Raw genomic sequence first — 17681 nt, 5'->3', positions numbered from 1 at the left:
GCCCCTCCGGGCCGGCTTACAGCAGGGTGGCCTCGGCGGTGCCAATGGCCTGGGGCACCGCCAGAATCGCGCCGTCGACGTAGTCGATGCCGGCCTCGGCCGCCCACTCGGCGGTCTCCCGGGCCTGGGTGGAGCTCGCCATGGTCAGGTTGACCAGGGTGCGGCCGGCCAGGGAGGAGGCGGCCGGGTCCAGCAACCTGTGCACGGCGTCGTAGTCCGAGACACGGACGACGACCAGCGGGCTCGCCTCGAGCGCGCTCCTGACCGAGCCGGCGAGGGGCGCGCCCTTGGCGACGAGCTGCTCGGCCTTGCCGGCCGAGCGGTTCCAGACGGTCGTCGGGTGGCCCTTGTCCAGGAAGACCGCGGCCGACGCCTGGCCCATCACCCGCGGTGGACGGTGCACGACCTGCCCGCCGGACCCGACGTCACGGCCGAGGCCCCGGGCGACCTGCTGGACGTCCTCCTCGCCTTCGGCGAGCCGCCCGGCAGGGTGGGCCGCCGCTGCGAACGGTGGTCCCGTGCAAGCGCATTGGCCGGGTAGGACGAGTTGGACGGGCCGACCGGCCGGTCACCAGCCGTCGGTGAGCCGGAAGGCGTGGGAGAAGGAGGCTCCGCCCGTGTTCATCCATTCGTCGAGGACGCCGTAGGTGTCGTTGCGGGCGATGAGGTCGGCACGGCCGGTGCCCCGGAAGTCACCGGCAACCGTCTGCGAGAACGGACCCCACCCGTCGGTGACGAGCACGCGGCCGGCGAAGGTACCGTCCCCGTTACCGGGCCACATGTACAGATTGCCCGTCGCGTCCTCCCTCGCCATCAGGTCCGCGTGACCGGTCCCCCGGAAGTCACCGGCAACCGTCTGCGAGAACGGACCCCACCCGTCGGTGACGAGCACGCGGCCGGCGAAGGTACCGTCCCCATTGCCGGGCCACATGTACAGATTGCCCGTCGCGTCCTCCCTCGCCATCAGGTCCGCGTGACCGGTCCCCCGGAAGCCACCGGCAACCGTCTGCGAGAACGGACCCCACCCGTCGGTGACGAGCACGCGGCCGGCGAAGGTACCGTCCCCGTTACCGGGCCACATGTACAGGTTGCCCGTCGCGTCCTCCCTCGCCATCAGGTCCGCGTGACCCGTCCCCCGGAAATCGCCGGCGGTGGTCTGGGAGAACGCGCCCCAGCCGGCCGTCAGGTCGGTCCTGGCCGTGAAGGACCCGTCTCCCAGCCCCGCCCACTCGTACAGGTGCCCGTCCGAGTCGTCTCGGGCGACGAGGTCGCCGATGCCCTTGCCGTGGAAGGCTCCGGCCGTCGTCTGGGAGAAGGTGTGGGAGGGGCTGGTCGGGGCGGGCCGCGGGGCGAGGACCTCGGCGAGGGCCGTGTTCCCGTTGGTGGTGAAGTGCAGGTGGTCGGAGGAGACGTAACCGGCGAACGCGGCGCTCGGGTTGAGCGGGTCGCGGGTCGCCCGGTCGAAGTCGTGGAAGCCGTCGATAGCCGTCGTCGTGCGGATCCAGTCGTTGACGCACTGGCGCACCCGGTCCCGGGCGGCGGTGTAGTCGGTGTAGCCCTGGAAAGCGGGGATGGTGGCAACGGTGAAGCGCAGCCCGGCCGCGTGCGCGCGTGAGGCCAGCTGCTGGATCCCCGACTCGAGCGCGGAGTCGGAGGCGTCGTCCATCGTGATGTCATTGATGCCCTCGTAGAGCACGACGCTCCGCACTCCGGTCTGGGAGAGGACGTCCCGGTCGAAGCGGTTGAGCGCGCTCTGACCGAAGCCGACGCGTCCTCCCGTCCCGTCGGTGAGGATCCGGTTGCCGGAGATGCCCTTGTTGACGATGCCTTCGGGCGTCGGTCGGGCGCTGAGGGCGCGCCCGTAGTCATCGGCCCAGCGGGTGTTGGAGTCCTGGTTGGTGTGCCCGCCGTCCACCTGCGAGTCGCCGAGGGCGACCACCGTCCCGTCGCTGCCGGCGGCCGTGACCTCCAGGCCGCCGAGGAAGGCCCAGTAGGCGTACGGGGTGGAGAGGTTGGCGCCGCCCGTGTCCTGGGTGCGGTCGGCTCCGTCGCCGGGGGCGGAGGTGTAGGAGGTGGTGAGCGTGTACGGGTGGTAGGGCGCGGTGGTGACCCCGTCGGGCAGCCAGAGGCTGACCAGCAGGTTCTCGTCTGCGGTGACCGGGAAGGCGACGGGGTCGCTGTAGACCTCGCCGCCGGGTGGGATGACGGTCCGGCCCGAACCGCCGAACGTCAGGGTGGCCGGCGTGGCCGCCGCCGTGGCCGGATTCCCGTTCCGGGCGGAAGTCCTGTCCTGGGCCGCGACGGTGACGTGCCCGATGGTCACCGGGTCCGGGCTGAAGGTGTTCACCAGGTGGATCCGGGCGGAGCTGCCGCCGATGCTGGTGTGGACGACCATGCGCAGGGTCTGCCGCCCCGTCACGCCCGAGGATGCCGACGGTCCTGCCAGGCTCATGGCGGTACCCCAACTTCCCGTCCAGGCCGAGGACTCGGGGCGCGGCACGCCCGGGGCTGACGGGAGCGCGGCGGGGACCGGCCCGCAGCCGACGGCCGCGTTCGCCGGGGCCGCGGGCGGCAGGGCGGCGAACGCGCCGAGGACGACGGCGGCTGCCGTCATGGCGGACGGGCGGCCCCACAGTGGGCGGTGGGTGACGTGCACAGGAGTCCTTTCGCCGGGTACGGAAAACCATTCCCGCATGGCTCGGGTGACGAAGAAATGGTGGCGATCCGTTTCCCGAAGGAGGAGGTCCGAGAATGGCCGAGAAATCTCGGAGCCCGCTCGCCATCCACCATGCAATCACCGCCGGTCCGGATTTCGCCAGGAGGAACATCAGGCGGAAACCATGGGGAAGTTCCAGCAGAAACCGCGCTGTACAGGCGAGATCGGCGAGAAAAAGACGGATTGGCTTGATTGCACGTCAGTTGACTGTCGCGCCTGACGGGATTTGCGATATACCGTCTCGGGCACTTCCCGCCCTACAATCCGCCAATCTCCTCCTGGCGTGATCACCTGCCGACCTCGAATCTCGAATGAGGGGAAATCACATGGCAATCGGACGACGGCAACTCCTCACCTCCCTCGCGCTGACCGCCCTCGCCGCACCCGTCCTGGCCAAGGGGACCGCGACCCGCGCCTCCGCGGCCACGGGTACGGGTACGGGTACGGGTACGGGTACGGCCGCACGTATGGCCGCCGGCTCCGGGCCTCTGTTCATGCAGGTCGTCGCCCACGAGGACGACGACATCCTGTTCATGAACCCGGACCTGTCCAACGCCCTCGGCAACGGCACCCCGTCCGTCACGGTGTTCGTCACCGCCGGGAACATCACCGGTGACCCGTGCGTGGGCGGCTGCTGGGACCCCGCCGGCGACCCACTGCGCACCTGGAACCGCCAGATGGGCGCCGTCAACGCCTACTCCCGGATGACCGGGGTCGGCGACAACGACCCGGCGACCGACGAGATCGGGCACTGGACGGTCGAGGCGTGGACGGTCGCGGGCAAGCAGGTCGAGCGTTACATGCTCAAGGACCGGCCGGTGCACCTGATCTTCCTCAACCTGCACGACGCCGGGCTCGCCAACGTGCTGAACGGCGGCACCGACACCACGGTCGTCCCGAAGGACAGCCCGCTGTCCGGGCCGTCGACCTACACGGCGGCGGACGTCGTCGAGGTGCTGCGGCAGATCATGGTGACGTACCAGCCGACCGTGCTCCGGGCCCAGGACGAACTCCCGGACACCCGCTACAAGGACGACCACTCGGACCACATCTCCGCCGCGAAGTTCACGGGCGTGGCGGCGAGCCAGTACGGCGGCTCGCTGATCCAGGTGAACTACCGGGACTACAACATCAGCGACTGCCCGGTGAACCTCGACCCGGCGACGGTCGGCGCCAAGGGCGTGTTCGTCTCCGAGTACGCCAGCCACGACCACTCGGGGAACTACGAAACCGCCTGGTTCTCCCGGATGTACTACCGCTGGTCGCGGGGCACCTCCTGGGCCGGACTCAACCAGGACGGCCGGCCGCAGGTCTTCGTCGTCCGGGCCGGCGCCCTCTACACGTACTGGCGCCAGGGAGACGGCAGTTGGGGCGGCCCGGCACGGTTCGCCGACCCTGGCGGGCGGCTGGCGCCGGGCATCGCCGTCGGCACCAACGCCGACGGCCGGATGGAGGTCTTCGCCCGCCGCCTCACCGACCACCACATCGTCTCCGTCCCGCAGACCACGCCCAACGGCGTGTGGCGGGACAGCTGGGCCGACCTCGGCAACCCCAACGCCGGGCTCGACAACGCGGGCCAGGTCGGCGTGCCCGCGGTGGTCGCCTCCCAGGACGGCCGGCTGGAGCTCTTCGTCAAGAACGGCGGCGGCGGCCTCAGCAGCATCCGGCAGACCAGCCCGAACGGCGCCTGGACGACCACCTGGGATGACCTGCACGGCACCGACATCCAGGACCCGGTCACCGCGATCCGCAACGGCGTCGGGAGGATCGAGGTCTTCGCCAGCACCCGCGACGGGGTCGTCAACTGGTGGCAGACCGCTCCGAACGACGCCATCAACGGCCCGGGCCCGATCCCGAACTCCCGGCCGGCCAGCCCGCCCAAGGCCGCGCTCGACCAGGACGGCCGCATCGAACTCGCCTACCGCGAGGCCGGCACCGGCGCGATGCTCGTCAGCTACCAGACCCAGCCCGGCGGACCGTGGAGCCAGTCCCCGGGCAACCTCGGCGGCCACGCAGGAGTGGGCGAGCCGGCGATGGCCAACCTCGGCGGGCGGGTCGTCCTGTTCGAGCGCAACGGCGGCGGCGGCGTGAGCACCACCGCCCAGACCGCCCCGAACGCCGGCTACGGCGCCTGGCAGGACCTCGGCGGCACCGTCCTCGACTACCCGACCGCGCTCGTCGACGGCGGCGGTGTCCTCCACGTGTTCGCCATCGGCACGGACGGCCGCGTCTACTACCGCACGGGCACGACGCCCACCAACCTCGGCGGCTGGCAGGGCATGCCCCTGTGACCGCCGGTTCCGTCGGCTGGTCGGACACCCTCCCGACCGGCCGACGGGCCGGGCCCGTGGGAGCGCCCGTGGAAGCGCCGGTGGAAGCGCCGGTGGGAGCGCTCTCACGCCGTGTAGGATGGCCACTCCCCAGAGTGAGCCACACCGGAGTGTGATCATGACCCGAACTGACAGGCCGGGCCCCGGAAGCGCCCGGTCTGCCGCGCGACCGACGGTGGAGGACGTGGCCGCCCGCGCGGGAGTCAGCCGGGGAACGGTGTCCCGGGTCATCAACGGTTCGCCCAAGGTGAGCGCCAGGGCGAGGGAGGCCGTGGAGCACGCCGTCGCCGAGCTCGGCTACGTACCCAACCAGGCGGCACGGTCCCTCGTGACCTCGCGCACCGACGTCGTCGCCCTGGTCGTCCCGGAGAGCCTGGCGCGACTGAGGTCGGAGCCGTACTTCGCGGACGTCATCACCGGGATCTCCGACGAACTCGCGTCGACCGACCTTCAGTTGCTGCTGACCCTGGTCCGCAACGAGGACGAGCGCGAGCGTCTGACGCGCTACCTCACCGCGCGCCGGGTCGACGGGGTGCTCCTGGTCTCGGTGCGCCAGGACGACCTGTTGCCCGACCTGCTCGAACAGCTCGGGATGCCGGCCGTACTGGGCGGTCGCCGGTCCGAGCGCGAATCGCTGAGCTACGTCCACGCCGACAACGCCGGCGGGGCCCGGGCGGCCGTCCGGCACCTGGTCGGGCGCGGCCGCACCAGAGTGGCCACCATCACGGGGCCGCTCGCCATGGAGGCGGCCGGGGCACGCCTGGCGGGGTACCGGGAGGCGCTCACGGAGGCCGGCCTCGCCCCGGAGGACGCGCTCGTCGCCCACGGCGACTTCACCGAGGCGGGCGGCTACGCGGCGATGTGCGAGCTCCTGGCCGAAATGCCCACCCTCGATGCCGTGTTCTGCGCCTCCGACCTGATGGCCGTGGGAGCGTTCCGGGCACTGCGCGAGGCCGGGCGGCGCGTGCCGGGAGACGTGGCCGTCGTCGGCTTCGACGACTCCGTCATCGCCCGTAGCACCGAGCCGCCCCTCACCAGTGTTCGCCAACCGACCGAGGCGATGGGGCGGTTGATGGTTCAGCTGCTGCTCGAGGAGATCGCCGAACCCGGGCGGCCGCGTCGCCAGGTGATCCTTCCGACCGAACTGACGGTCCGCGCCTCGGCCTGACGGCCTCGGACGGCTTCGAACTGAATGGCCGTCACGTTCCGTTGTTCCGGTATGAGCCACTGCCGCGTGTCGCGGCTGACCTGGGCATGAGGTGCTGCTACGCTCCCGATGGGTGTGGGAGCGCTCCCACGCGCCAAGATTCTGGGGGTGACGTGTCGAAGGCACAACAAGGGGATTCGGCATTCGGGGGCATGCTGAGGACGCTTCGTCGTGAAGTGGGATTCACGCATGAGGAACTCGCCCGGCGTTCCCAGGTCAGTGTGAGGACGATCAGCGACATCGAGCGGGGCCGGGTGCGCCGACCACAGCGCCGCTCCGTCCAGCAGCTCGCGGAGGCGCTCGGCCTGGGGACCTCGCGATTGGAATGGTTTCTCCGTGCCGCGCGAGCCGTTCCCGGCAGCGGGCTCGACCAGCCGGACGGGAGCCGTCGCGAGACGCCGGCCGCCGGGGAGGTGGACGAACAGCCGTCCGCGGTAGTCGTGATGGTCCTGCCGTTGACCGCGATCGGCGAGAGCGGTCCGTGCTGTCGGCGCCGCCGACGCTGTCCGAAACCGCGCCCGGCCGGGCCCCGACACCTGCGCCGGGCCGGTTGACGGCCGTCGCGTGCGGCGGGCAGGCGCCGGCGGCCACACGTCCGCCACGAGGACGCCGAACGCGTACGCCCGCCCCACCAGCGCCGTCCGGTTGGGGACGTGCCACCGGCGGTGGGGTGGGCGGTGCCGGAGGCATGTCGGGCGAGTGTGGGCCGCTTCGGCATGCGGGTGCCGGGGTGGACTCTGGCGAGGTTTCATCCTCTGGGTGCGGCGCGGAAGTGTGACGGGCGGTGCCTGGCGCTGAGTGATCCTGCGGGGACGAACGGTAGGTGGATTTGATTCAACTTTCGGGCGTCGTAGTTCGTCTACCCGGAGAGCCGAAACGGGCGGGTGCCGGGGCCGTATCTGCTGTTCATTGCTTGTTTATTCCCAGAAGCCAGAGTCATTACTGATCTTCCTGACTCGGGCGGCCGGACGGTGCCTGGCAGGCAACTCTGGAGAACGTACATCATGCCGCGCAAGCCACTTGGGACCCTGGTCGCCGCCGCTGGGGCGACCGTCGGGCTCACGCTCGTCACACCGGCCCGGGCCTCCGCCGCCGCCGTCATGGGGTGGGACGTGTCAGCGGAATCAGCACACCGATCGTGCGTACACCGACCCGGGTGTGGTGATGGGCGGCGCCTTCTCGGAATCGACTTCGTGAAGTCGCCGATCGACGAGGCCGGAAAGTGCGCCGAAGTTCGGGGAAAACAGGCCGAGTTGCATGAGGGCCCCTCCAGGATGCCGCGACGGCTCGCCATGAGCGAGTGCACCATCAGCATCTTCTGGTGAGACGAGGGCTTCCGGGGTCGACCACCGACCCGGGCGGAGGCGATCGCCGAGCCGTCGCGTCACAGCCGAGGCCGGGACACGGACGCGAGCCGGGCAGAACCGGAGACTCCGCTTCCCGCCGTCCGTCTGACCGGCATTCTCCGAACGGCCACGCCGTTCCCGTACGTCAACACAGATAAGACGACCGGCCCTCACCCCGGTCGTACCACCGGTCGACCGGGTTGCCTCCCCCACAGGCCTGAACCCACCGACCGCGCCAGCGCGTTCGCATCCTGTCACCCCCACGAAGAAGGAGGGTTTCCACATGACCGAGATTTCCACGCTTGCCGTCGTACGCTGCCTCGGCGGCTTTTCACTGGACTTGGGGGGACTCCCGGTCAGACGCTGGCGGGCCGGCAAGGCGCGCACACTGTTCCTTTACCTCCTCATCAACCGGGGCCGCACGGTCGACCGCGACGAACTGCACGCCGCGCTGTGGCCCGACCGCACCCGGGCGGCGGGCTCCAGCTCGCTCAAGGTCGCCAAGCACGCGGTGCACCAGATACTCAGCGGGCAGCAGGCCGCGGAGGAGCAGCCGGCCGCGGAGATCGTCTGCAGCGAGTACGGGTACTCCCTCAAACTCCACGACGCCTGGCTGGACTTCGAGGAGCTGGAGCGGCTGTGCAACGAAGGGCACCGGGCGGCGGCCCGAAGTGATCCGCGCGCGGCCGCGGAGTACTACCGCAGGGCGCTGGATCTTCACACCGGGGACTTCCTGCCCGGTGAGACCGCCGACTGGGCCAGGGAGCAGCGGGACTGGGTACGGTCCCTCGCGCTGGGAGCGGCGGACTTCCTCCTCCAGGAGGCACTGGACCGGGGCGAGTTGCCGAAGGTCATCGACATGTGCCGCCGCACTCTGGACATCGATCCGTACCAGGAGGACGTCTACCGGACTCTGATCCAAGTTCACGGCGACCTGGGCCAGTTAGGGCAGGCCAGGTCCTGGTACAAGCTGTGCCGGGCCCGGATGTCGGATGGTCTGGACATCGATGTCAGCCCTGACACCCAGCGGCTTCTGGAGCGGGTTCTGCGCACCCAGGACGCGTCCGCCCGGACGGTGGACCAGACTTCCGGCCCACGCGTAACCAATGCATAACCCACGCATAACCAGCTCATAACCAGCGCATAACCGCCCTGTCTAGACTCCGAAAACCGCGACCGGTCAAGGAGATTGGGGTAACCGTGCTGGAGACGAACCAGGGTTCCGTTCTTTCGGTGGAGAATCCCGGTGTTGGTGCCCCAGCCGATGCCGGGCCCCTGATCGTCGGCATCGGGGGCACCGTCCGCTCCGGTTCCTCGACGGAACGGGCGGTCCGGGCGGTACTCGCGGCCTCCGCTTCGGCGGGGGCCCGGACCCTGCTGCTGGGTGCCGAGGAACTCCAACTGCCGCTCTACACACCGGGGGAGTCACTGCGCACCCCGGCGGCCCGGCGGCTGGTCGATGCCGTCGCCCTCGCCGACGGCCTGGTGATCGGCACGCCCGCGTACCACGGGGGCGTTTCCGGTCTGGTGAAGAACGCCCTCGACTACCTGGAGGACCTGCGCGAGGACGCGCGCCCGTATCTGCACGGCCGCGCCGTCGGCTGTGTCGTCACCGCGCGCGGGGCGCAGGCCGCTTCGACGCTGGCGGGGCTGCGCTCCGTCGTGCACGCCCTGAGGGGCTGGCCCACTCCCCTGGGAGTGGCCATCAACACGGAGAGCGTCACCCTGGCGTCCGACGACAGCACCGGCGACAGCACCGACGACCCGCATCTCACCGCGCAACTGGCCACCGTCGGACGGCAAGTGGTCGAGTTCGCCCGGATGCGCACACCGGTCGGCTGAGCGCCCGGGGCCTGCCGCCCGCCGCGGCCGCCCACCGTACGTCCCCCGTACGTCCGCCGTCACGATTCCCGCCCACGCCTTTGGTTCCGGCTGCCCTGACGCCGGATCCTTCGCATCCGCATTCCCACGTCCGACCGTGATTCCGAATGGAGCGCGCCATGGAAGACACCGCGAAGTCCACCGCGAAGTCCACAGAGCCCGAGGAGACCGCCGAGGGGACGGAAGCCCCCCAAGCGGAAACCGCCGGGGCCGAAGCCGCCGAGGACACCGAACTGGACGCGCTGGACGAGCTGGACGACGTCGACTTCGACCTCGACGAGGTCGAGAACAAGATCGCGCCGCTCGCCCTCGCCACCACCGAGCCCTCGCGATGGTGACGCGGGCGGCCGAGGTGAGCCGCGCATCCACCGCCTCCGTCCTGGTCGACGTGAACACCGGCCCGGCCGCCTCGTACACGGGGCTGCGGGCGGGCATCGACGCCCTGCGCGCCGAGGGCGCCGACTTCACCGGGCTCGCGGCCGGGCACCCGTCCGAGTGGGCGGAGCTCTTCCCCGCCGAGACCGCGCCCGGCACCGCGCCGCTGGAGGAGATCGCGCTCGCGCCGTCCGAGCGGCGGCTGCACCGGGAGAGCGAGCAGGTCTACCGCGTGCTGACGGTGGCCGCGACCGCCCTGTGCACGGGCACCGCGCAGCTCGGCAGGCCCCTGCTGCTCAGTGGGATGGGCGGCACCGACCTGTCCTCGCTGCGCGGCTTCATGCGGGCGTTCGAGCACGCGCAGCTCGTCGAGGGCGCCGAACTGCTGCTGGACGCGCCGACCTCCGTGCGCGAGCCGGTCGGCCGGTACGCCGACTACCGCGGGGAGCGGGTGCGCTGTCTGCGCCGCATGGGGCTGCCGGTCACCGAGGGCGACCTGGCCGTGGACCTGGGTACGGCTCCCGACGCCGGATTCGAGCCGGTGTCCGAGGAGGGCGAACTGTTCCTGCGGGCGAGGGACTCAGAGGGCTCCGCCGTGGACCGGGTGGCCGCCGCACTGGCCTACTGCCGCCGGGCGTTCTTCTCCACGAACTGGGAGGGCATGGCGGTCGTCGCCGACGAGGCGATCGGGCTGCTCGCCGGCATCCCCGAGTCGGGCGTACCCGGGCTGCTCGCCGAGGCGGAGCGCGAGGAGGAGCTCGTCCACGCCATCGAGTTCGAGACGGCGATCCTGCGCGGCACCGCCGACGTACGCGGTTTCCTGCTCAAGGTGCTCGGCATCCAGGCGGGCTTCCGCGGGGACCAGGACACGGCCCTCGCCTGCTTCCGGGCCATCCGGGAGGACGCCGCCGGCCTGTCCCCGGAGCTGCGTGCCCAGTCGCACCTGTACTCCGCGCTCACCCTGTCCAAGCGCAAGAACCGGCTGGCGGAGGCGGTCGCCGAGGTCGAGCAGGGCTTCGAGGTCGTCGGGGAACGTCCGGGCGAGCCCGAGAGCGTACGCCGCGAGCGCGGCTGGCTGCACAACCTGCGCGGGCTGACCCTGTTCGCGGAGCGGCGTCTGGGGGCGGCCTTCGAGCACGAGAAGCAGGCGCTGGCCTGCATGGCGGCTCTGACCGACGCCAGTGCCGCGCATCTGCGGATCAACCTGTACTCGAACATCAGCGTGCTCCAGGAGAAGGCGGGCAAGCACGCCTCGGCCCTGGCGACCTGGGAGAAGTTCAAGCAGGCCGCCGGCTCGTCGAACGCGGGCTTCCGCAAGCACCACGCGTACCGCAGCGCCGGGCTGCGGCTGCTCGTCGGCGAGCGGGACGCCGCCCTGGCGGATCTGGACACCACGCTGGTGAACGCGGCCGAACTGGGTGACCGCTTCCACGAGACCGAGGTGCGCCTCGAACTGGGCATGCTGCACGCCTCCGGCGGTGACGCGAGGACGGGCGCCGAGCAGTACGAGCGTGCCGAGGCCGCGGCGCGGCTGCTGGGCGACCCGTACCGCATCGCGCTGGCCCAGGCGGGTCGGGTGATGACGACCGGCTCCGTGACCGCGGCCGGGTCGGTGGCGGCCATGGCGCCGCTGAGCCTCACCCGTCCCGGTGCGGCGGACGCCCTCGCCAAGGCCGTCGCCGACGGCGGTGACCTGCAAGGGCTGCTGCCCAAGCCGCGGACCAAGCTCAACCGCCCGTTCGACCTGATCAACTTTCAGGACTGAGGCCATGACGGACCATGCGACCCAGGGGGAGACGGGACAGCGGGCCAGGTGGCAGCTCTACGATCGGCTGCTGCTGCGCAGGGCGGGCTTCGGTATCGGCCTGCTGACCGCTCTCGGTGACGGGCCGGCGGGTGCCGCGGCCGCGGAGTACCGGGAGGCGGTGGCGCGGTTCGAGCAGAGCCGCGCCCGGCTCCAGGAGGCGATCGCCAAGGCCGTCACCGGCGCCGACCGCGAGCGGGACCGGGCCGGACTGCGCGAACTGTCGAAGCTGCGCGGCCGGGTGGGCCGCCGGCTGCCGGTGGAGCACGACCCGCGCGGCGGCGACGTGGCATCGGCGGTGGCATCGACGTTGGCGGTGGCATCGGCGGTCGACGGCTACCGCGCGGCGCACTCCGCTCAGCAGCAGGCAGGCGAGCGGCTGACCGCCGCGCTGGGTCAGGAGGTGCTGCGGCGGCCGGAGCGGGTCCGCGACGTGCTCCGCGACGAGCGGGTGTGCGACGCCCTGCTCCAGCTGTCGCCGTCCTTCCACACCGAGGCGGTGCGCTGGGTCGACGGCTGGCAGCAGCAGGACAGCGCGACGGGCCGCAACCGCGCCAAGGACCGGTCCTTCTACCGCCGCGTCTACCTGTACGGCCAGCGGCTCGGCGCGAAGAACGAGACGACCAGCTTCTTCGGTCCGCTGGTGCACGGCCGGGTCGACCGTGGCGCCGAGGGCACCGTCCTAGGCCCCGAGACGGCCTGCGGCTACCACCTCCTGGAGGCGCAGACCGCGTTCTGGGCGGTGTGCGAGCTGGCCAAGCTCATCGGTACGGACCCGCAGGTGCGGGACCGCCCGCCGGTGGCCTGGCTGCCGTCCTGCCGCCGGACACCGGGCGAGGTGCCGGGCGGGACACCAGGCGGGGCGCCGGGGTCGGGGACGGCGCCGGGGTCGGGGACGATCCAGTCCGCCGACGGCCGCCGGATCACCCTGTCCGGGGTGCGGTGGCAGCTCGCCGAGGCCGTCGACGGCCGGCGTTCCCCCGTCGAACTGGCGGCGCTGGCGGGACTCGACCTCGCGCAGACGCGCCGGGTCCTGGACCGGCTGCGGCAGGCGGGGGCCGTCCGGCTCTGGCCCGAGCCGCCGTCCACCGCGGCACGGCCGCTGGACTGGCTGGTCTCCTGGGCCGACCGCTACGCGGAGGACACCGCCTGGCCGGCACGGCTGCGGGAACTGCGCGACCTGGGCGACGCCTACGCGGCGGCCGACGGCCACCGTGCCCGGGCGGTCGCGCTCGAGCGCGTCGAGGAGTGCTTCACCCGGCTCACCGAGGTCGACGCACGTCGCGCCGGCGGCCGGATGTACGCGGACCGGCTGGTGGTGTCCCTGGACGCCAAGGGCGACCAGAGCCCGGTGGTGGTCGGTGGCGACGTGGCCGGGCGCTGGGAGTCCGAGCTCAGCCCGGTGCTGGACGTGGCCGCCCGCTACGGCGAGCTCCAGCAGCACGCGGCGGCCGAGCTGTGCGCGGGGATCCTGCGTGAGGCGGGCGGCGGCGCCATGCCGTACGACGAGCTGATCCGCCGGATGCGCGCCTCCGTCGAGGCGGGCGGTCTGGACCGGCTCGCCGGGCCGCTGATCGGGTTCAAGCGGGACTACGCGGCGCTGGTGGAGTCCGCCGTGCAGGGCCAGGAGGCCCGGCTCTCCCCCGCCGAGCTCGCGGGGTTCGCGCCCGAGCCCGGCCGGCCCCGTTTCGTCAGCCCGGATCTGATGCTGGAGAGCCGGGAGGACGGCGGCGAGCTGCTGGTGCTGGGCGAGCTGCACCCGTACGTCTTCGCCTGGGGTTCACAGGGGCTGTTCAGCGACGAACAGGACCGGATGCTGGGCGACTTCGAGGCGGGTCTCGAACCGTGGGGCGGCCCCGAGCGGCTGGCCACGGTGATCCGCCGCAGGCGCCACAAGGGCCTGGTGGCCGACTGGTTCCCGGGCCGCTTCATCGAGATCACCTCGGTGGCCACCGACGACCGGGAGCGGACCGTGCCGCTGACCGATCTGACCGTCGTCCTGGTGGACGGCACGCCCCGGCTGCGCACCCCGGACGGGGAACTGACCCTGTACGCCGGCGAGGACGACCATGTGCACCTGCGGGCCTTCGCCGCACCCGGAGTGGGGCTGCCGCTGGTGCGGATCGGGGACTTCGCGCCGAGGATCGTGGTCGGCGACCTGCTCGTGCAGCGGGCGCGCTGGTGGTTCGACCGGGCCGACCTCGGGGTCGACGCGGCGCGCGACCCCGCCGCCGCCTTCCTCGCCGTCCAGTCGCTGCGGGCCCGGCACGGGGTGCCCCGGTTCTGCTTCGCCTCCCTCGCGCACGAGCCGAAACCGGTCGGGATCGACCTGGACAGTCCGCTGGCCGTAGACGCACTGGTGGCGATGGTGCTGGCCGGTGACAGCGCGACGGTGTCGCTGGCCGAGATGAGGCCGGCGCCGGACGCGCTGTGGCTGCGCCACGGCGGGGCCCCCGTGACCTCGGAGTTCCGGATCGCCATGAAGCGAGCATCGTCATGACCCACCGATCCGACCGATCCGACCAAGCCGACCGATCCGACCTGTCGCCACAGGAATCGACGGCGCGGCGGCACGGCTGGGAGCTGCTGCCCACGGTCGTCCTGCGCAGCGCCGGGTTCCCCTGGCAGATGGTCGAGCGACTGGCCTGTGAACGGACCCGTCTGCTCATCGAGGAGCTGTTCGCCCTGGAGGCCCGGTCGGCCGACGTGGCGTCACGGCTGCACCCGGCGGGGCGGCTGTCCCGGGGCCAGCAGGCCAAGTTGCGCGGTCTGCGGCCGCTGCCCGCGTCGGACAACCTGCCCGCCGACTGGCTGGCCGAGTGGAACGCCGCGGCGGAGCGGGTGAGCGCGGTGCGGGAGCGGCTCGCCGCCACCGTCGAGGCCGACACGGCGGCGGTCGACGAGGCGCTCGCCGCCGTCCGCACCGATCCGCGGGTCAACGACGCCATCGTCTGCTCGTCGCCCGCCGTCCACCGCGATCTCGCGCGGGGTGCGGCCGGCGGCCGGATCCGGCGCCAACTCGCCTCCTACGCACAGCGGCTGGCGTCCAAGAGCGAGACGATGAGCTTCTTCGGGCCCATCAACTACGGCAGGCTCAGCCCCGGCTCCGACGCCGCCACGGCGCTGGACTGGGCGGGCCACACCGCGATCCCGGTCCGCCAGGCGCACACCGCGGCCCGGGTCAACGACGCCGTGCAAGGCCTGCTGCTGGGCGATCCGGCGCTGGCCGAGCGGCTGGCGCCGGTGCGCAAGACGATGACGGGGCCGCCCCGCGGCACGGGCGTCGGCGCGGCGCTGCTGCGGGAGGCCGACGGCGTACGGACGGTGGCCCGGATCGCGTCCGGGTGCGGCGCCGGCGCCCTGGAGGCGGTGGAGGCGTTCGCGGCCGCCGTGGCGAAGGGGACGCTGACGCACACCCTGTGCCCGCCGGCGACCGTGGTCGACCCGCTGCGCTGGACCCTGGAACGCATCGACGCCTCGGACACCGAGACGGCCGCCCGCGCGGCCGGGGTGCGGGCCCTGCTGGTGAAGGTGCTCGCACTGCTCGACGGCTACCCGTCGGCGCCGCCCGAGCGGAAGCTGACCGTCCAGGCCGAACTGGAGGCGCTGCTGCCCGTCGCCGACCGCTCGGCGGAACGCGGCCGCTTCTACAACGACCGGGTCATCATCCACGAGGCCGCCGTCGGCACAGCCCGGCTGGAGGTCCGCGGACCGCTGGCCCGCGACATGTGCGACGCCGTCGCGCCGGTGCTCGACCTGCTGGCCCACGAGGCCGAGGCGACCCGCGTACGCACCAACCGGGCGGTCGCGGCCCGGCTGGGAGCGGGACGCATCCCGCTGCTGCGGGCGCTGCGGGAGTGCGCGGACCTCGACATCGAGCCGGGCGGAGAGCTCGGCGCCGAACTGAGCCGGGTGATCGGGGCCGAAGGCGCGGACCGGGCCGAAATCGACGTGGCCGGGCTGCTCGCCGCGCCGCCACCGCCCGCCGCCCCGGTGCTGTGCTCCATCGACGTCCTGATCGCGGCTCCCGACCTGGCCGGATACCAGCCGGGGGTGACCCCGCTCGTGCTCGGCGACATCCACGACGCGGCGCTGCTCACCCCGTGGGCGCTGCAGTTCCATCCGGACGCCGCGGCGCTGCTCGCCGAGCGGGACGCCGGGGTGCGCAGGGCGCTGGGCGACCAGGTGGCCGTCAATGTGATCTCCCGTCGTACGACCGGGCTGCCGCCGTTGGAGTTCCCCGGGGTGGTGCTCGAACTGGGCGGCATCGCCGGCCCGGACCGGGAGCGGATCGGCCTGGACCAGCTGTGGCTGGAGAGCGACGGCGAACGGGTCGTCCTGCGCGGCGACACCCACCCCGGCCGGAGCCTGCTGTTCCACAACGGCGAGCTCGACACCGCCGTGCACACCGCGCTGGCACTGCCCCGGATCCGCCGCCCGGTGCTGCCGGACCTGCCGCACGTGCCGCGGCTGCGCTGGGGCAACGTGGTGTTCTCGCGGCGCCGTTGGGCGCTGCCGAGCGCGGCCCTGCTGGAGGCGCACGGCAGCCAGCGCGACGCCGAGCGGCTGCTCGCCACGGCCCGGCTGCTCCGGGAACGGGGCCTGCCCGACCGCTTCTTCGCGAAGTCACCGGCCGAACGCAAACCGGTGTACGTGGACACCGCGAGCCCCGAACTCCTCAAGGGCATGGCCCGGCTGGCGGGCACGGCGGAACAGCTCCTGCTGTCCGAGACGCTGCCCGCACCCGAGGACGCCTGGCTGCGGGACGGCGAGCTGCGCTTCGCCTCCGAGCTGCGCTGTGTGTATCTGCGGGGCGGTGGTGAGCGGTGACGCGCCAGGTGGTGCTCCCTCCCCTGTTCGATCCGAGTCTGGAACCGGAGCTCGGGCCGGACGACCAACTGATCGACGTGAACGCGCACTTCGTCGCACGCCTCGCGGGCACCGGGGCACTCGCCGCGCTGGCCGACGACTACGACCTCGGCAGGCGCGGCGGGAGCGACCCCGCGGAGAACCGGACCAGGGCGCTGTTCGCGCGGGCCGCCGCACTGGTCACCGCGCGGGGCGGCCAGGCCGCGGGCCGGCTGCGGGCCATGGGCATGGCGCTGCGGCTGGCGGGCGAGGCCGATCCGGCCCTGCGGCTGGCCGCGGACGACGTGGAACTCGTCGGCGGCACCACCGAGTGCGGGGCCGATGTGGTGCTGGCCGCGCAGCGGACCGAGCTGCTGGGGCCCGAAGCGCGGTGGACGCGTGCGGCGGCCCCGGACGGGCGGGTGCACCTGGTGATCGAGACCGACCAGCAACTCCCGGCGGCCGCGGTGCTCCTGGAGGCGCTCGGCCCCGCACGGGTCGTGCTGTGCGGGCGTTTCGCCACCGCGCACCGGAAGGCGCTGCGCGCGCTCGCCCCGTTCTCGGCGGCGGCGGGCTTCGACGACTGGGCGCCGGCCTGGCGGCTGGGCAAGGAGTGGTCGGGGGACGGCACGCCGGTCCGCTGGGTCCGCCGCGCGGCCGACTGGTCGGCCGGCGTGCCCTGGGCGGGCTGGCTGGCCCCGGACGAGGCGGCGGCGCTGCCCGCCGGGGCGTGGCGCGAGTGCCGGGGCGCGGCGCTGACCGTGGCACGGCTGGAGTCCTGGGCCGAGGTGACGGGGGCGGACGGCCGCCGTACCGATCTGCGGACCGTCCTGGACGCGGTGGACGGGGCCCTGCTCCGGGTCGAACTGCTCGTCGGGGCGCCCGGGGTGAGTGCCGAGGAGACGGCCGGCACGGCGCGGAGCCTGCTGTCCGGGCCGGGGCCCCGGCTCGCGGGGCTCAGCCCGTTCCGGCTGCCGACGGCCCGGGGCGGCGCGGCACCGCAGGCCGGGTGGGGGGCGGGGCCGGGGGCGGGGGCGGGGGGGGGCTCAACAACCCTGCAGGTGGCGCGGGTGGGGGGGGTGTGGGGGGGGGTTTCGCCCCGGTTGTGGGTGAGCCGATAGTTTTTCCTGCGGCTGCGCAAGGCGAGCCGCGACCGGGGCCTGAAGGTGTACTC

General features: G+C 72.8%; 12 protein-coding genes. 10 read left to right on the top strand and 2 right to left on the bottom strand.

The window, feature by feature from the left end; translation table 11 throughout:
* Positions 1 to 16 precede the first annotated feature (16 nt).
* Both ACFV61_RS12170 and ACFV61_RS12165 read right to left on the bottom strand, forming a co-directional pair.
* A complete protein-coding gene (locus ACFV61_RS12170) occupies positions 17 to 382 on the bottom strand; it encodes an NAD(P)-binding domain-containing protein (RefSeq protein ID WP_079135381.1) in 366 nt (121 codons plus the stop codon).
* Positions 383 to 568: 186 nt separating this feature from the next.
* Positions 569 to 2656 carry an FG-GAP-like repeat-containing protein gene (locus tag ACFV61_RS12165; RefSeq protein WP_380491432.1) on the bottom strand — a complete coding sequence of 696 codons (2088 nt, stop codon included), beginning with the start codon at positions 2654 to 2656 and terminating at the stop codon, positions 569 to 571.
* Between the two features lie 386 nt (positions 2657 to 3042).
* Here ACFV61_RS12165 and ACFV61_RS12160 point away from each other — a divergent pair, with 386 nt between their 5' ends.
* The 10 genes from ACFV61_RS12160 (at position 3043) to ACFV61_RS12115 (ending at position 17628) form a co-directional block, all read left to right on the top strand.
* Entirely contained in the window at positions 3043 to 5007 is a 1965-nt protein-coding gene (locus tag ACFV61_RS12160) for a PIG-L family deacetylase (RefSeq protein ID WP_380491431.1), read from the top strand.
* Between the two features lie 157 nt (positions 5008 to 5164).
* Positions 5165 to 6214: a LacI family DNA-binding transcriptional regulator gene (locus ACFV61_RS12155; RefSeq protein ID WP_063346285.1), complete on the top strand. Its 1050-nt coding sequence runs from the start codon at positions 5165 to 5167 to the stop codon at positions 6212 to 6214.
* A gap of 86 nt (positions 6215 to 6300) precedes the next feature.
* Positions 6301 to 6807: a helix-turn-helix domain-containing protein gene (locus ACFV61_RS12150; protein WP_380338746.1), complete on the top strand. Its 507-nt coding sequence runs from the start codon at positions 6301 to 6303 to the stop codon at positions 6805 to 6807.
* Between the two features lie 1075 nt (positions 6808 to 7882).
* The gene (locus ACFV61_RS12145) at positions 7883 to 8713 is read left to right on the top strand and encodes a BTAD domain-containing putative transcriptional regulator (protein ID WP_063346287.1); all 831 of its coding nucleotides are present in this window, start codon (positions 7883 to 7885) and stop codon (positions 8711 to 8713) included.
* 86 nt (positions 8714 to 8799) lie between these two features.
* Complete coding sequence (locus ACFV61_RS12140; protein ID WP_380491429.1) at positions 8800 to 9441, top strand: NADPH-dependent FMN reductase; 642 nt, start codon at positions 8800 to 8802, stop codon at positions 9439 to 9441.
* Between the two features lie 146 nt (positions 9442 to 9587).
* Positions 9588 to 9818: an ammosamide/lymphostin RiPP family protein gene (locus ACFV61_RS12135; protein ID WP_380491427.1), complete on the top strand. Its 231-nt coding sequence runs from the start codon at positions 9588 to 9590 to the stop codon at positions 9816 to 9818.
* Between the two features lie 14 nt (positions 9819 to 9832).
* A complete protein-coding gene (locus ACFV61_RS12130; RefSeq protein ID WP_380491425.1) occupies positions 9833 to 11620 on the top strand; it encodes a hypothetical protein in 1788 nt (595 codons plus the stop codon).
* A gap of 4 nt (positions 11621 to 11624) precedes the next feature.
* On the top strand, positions 11625 to 14159 hold the full coding sequence (locus ACFV61_RS12125; protein ID WP_380491423.1) for a lantibiotic dehydratase: 2535 nt from the start codon (positions 11625 to 11627) through the stop codon (positions 14157 to 14159).
* On the top strand, positions 14156 to 16489 hold the full coding sequence (locus ACFV61_RS12120) for a lantibiotic dehydratase (protein ID WP_380491421.1): 2334 nt from the start codon (positions 14156 to 14158) through the stop codon (positions 16487 to 16489). Before ACFV61_RS12125 ends, ACFV61_RS12120 begins: the two co-directional genes overlap by 4 nt.
* Positions 16490 to 16497: 8 nt before the next feature.
* Positions 16498 to 17628, top strand: a complete 1131-nt coding sequence (locus ACFV61_RS12115) for a hypothetical protein (protein WP_380491419.1) — start codon at positions 16498 to 16500, stop codon at positions 17626 to 17628.
* Positions 17629 to 17681 lie beyond the last annotated feature (53 nt).

It is taken from the genome of Kitasatospora sp. NPDC059817 (assembly GCF_042731835.1).
In the GTDB taxonomy this organism is placed as follows: Bacteria; Actinomycetota; Actinomycetes; order Streptomycetales; family Streptomycetaceae; genus Kitasatospora.
The sequence above is the reverse complement of the archived record's forward strand: the minus strand, read 5'-3'. Positions and strand labels throughout refer to the sequence as shown.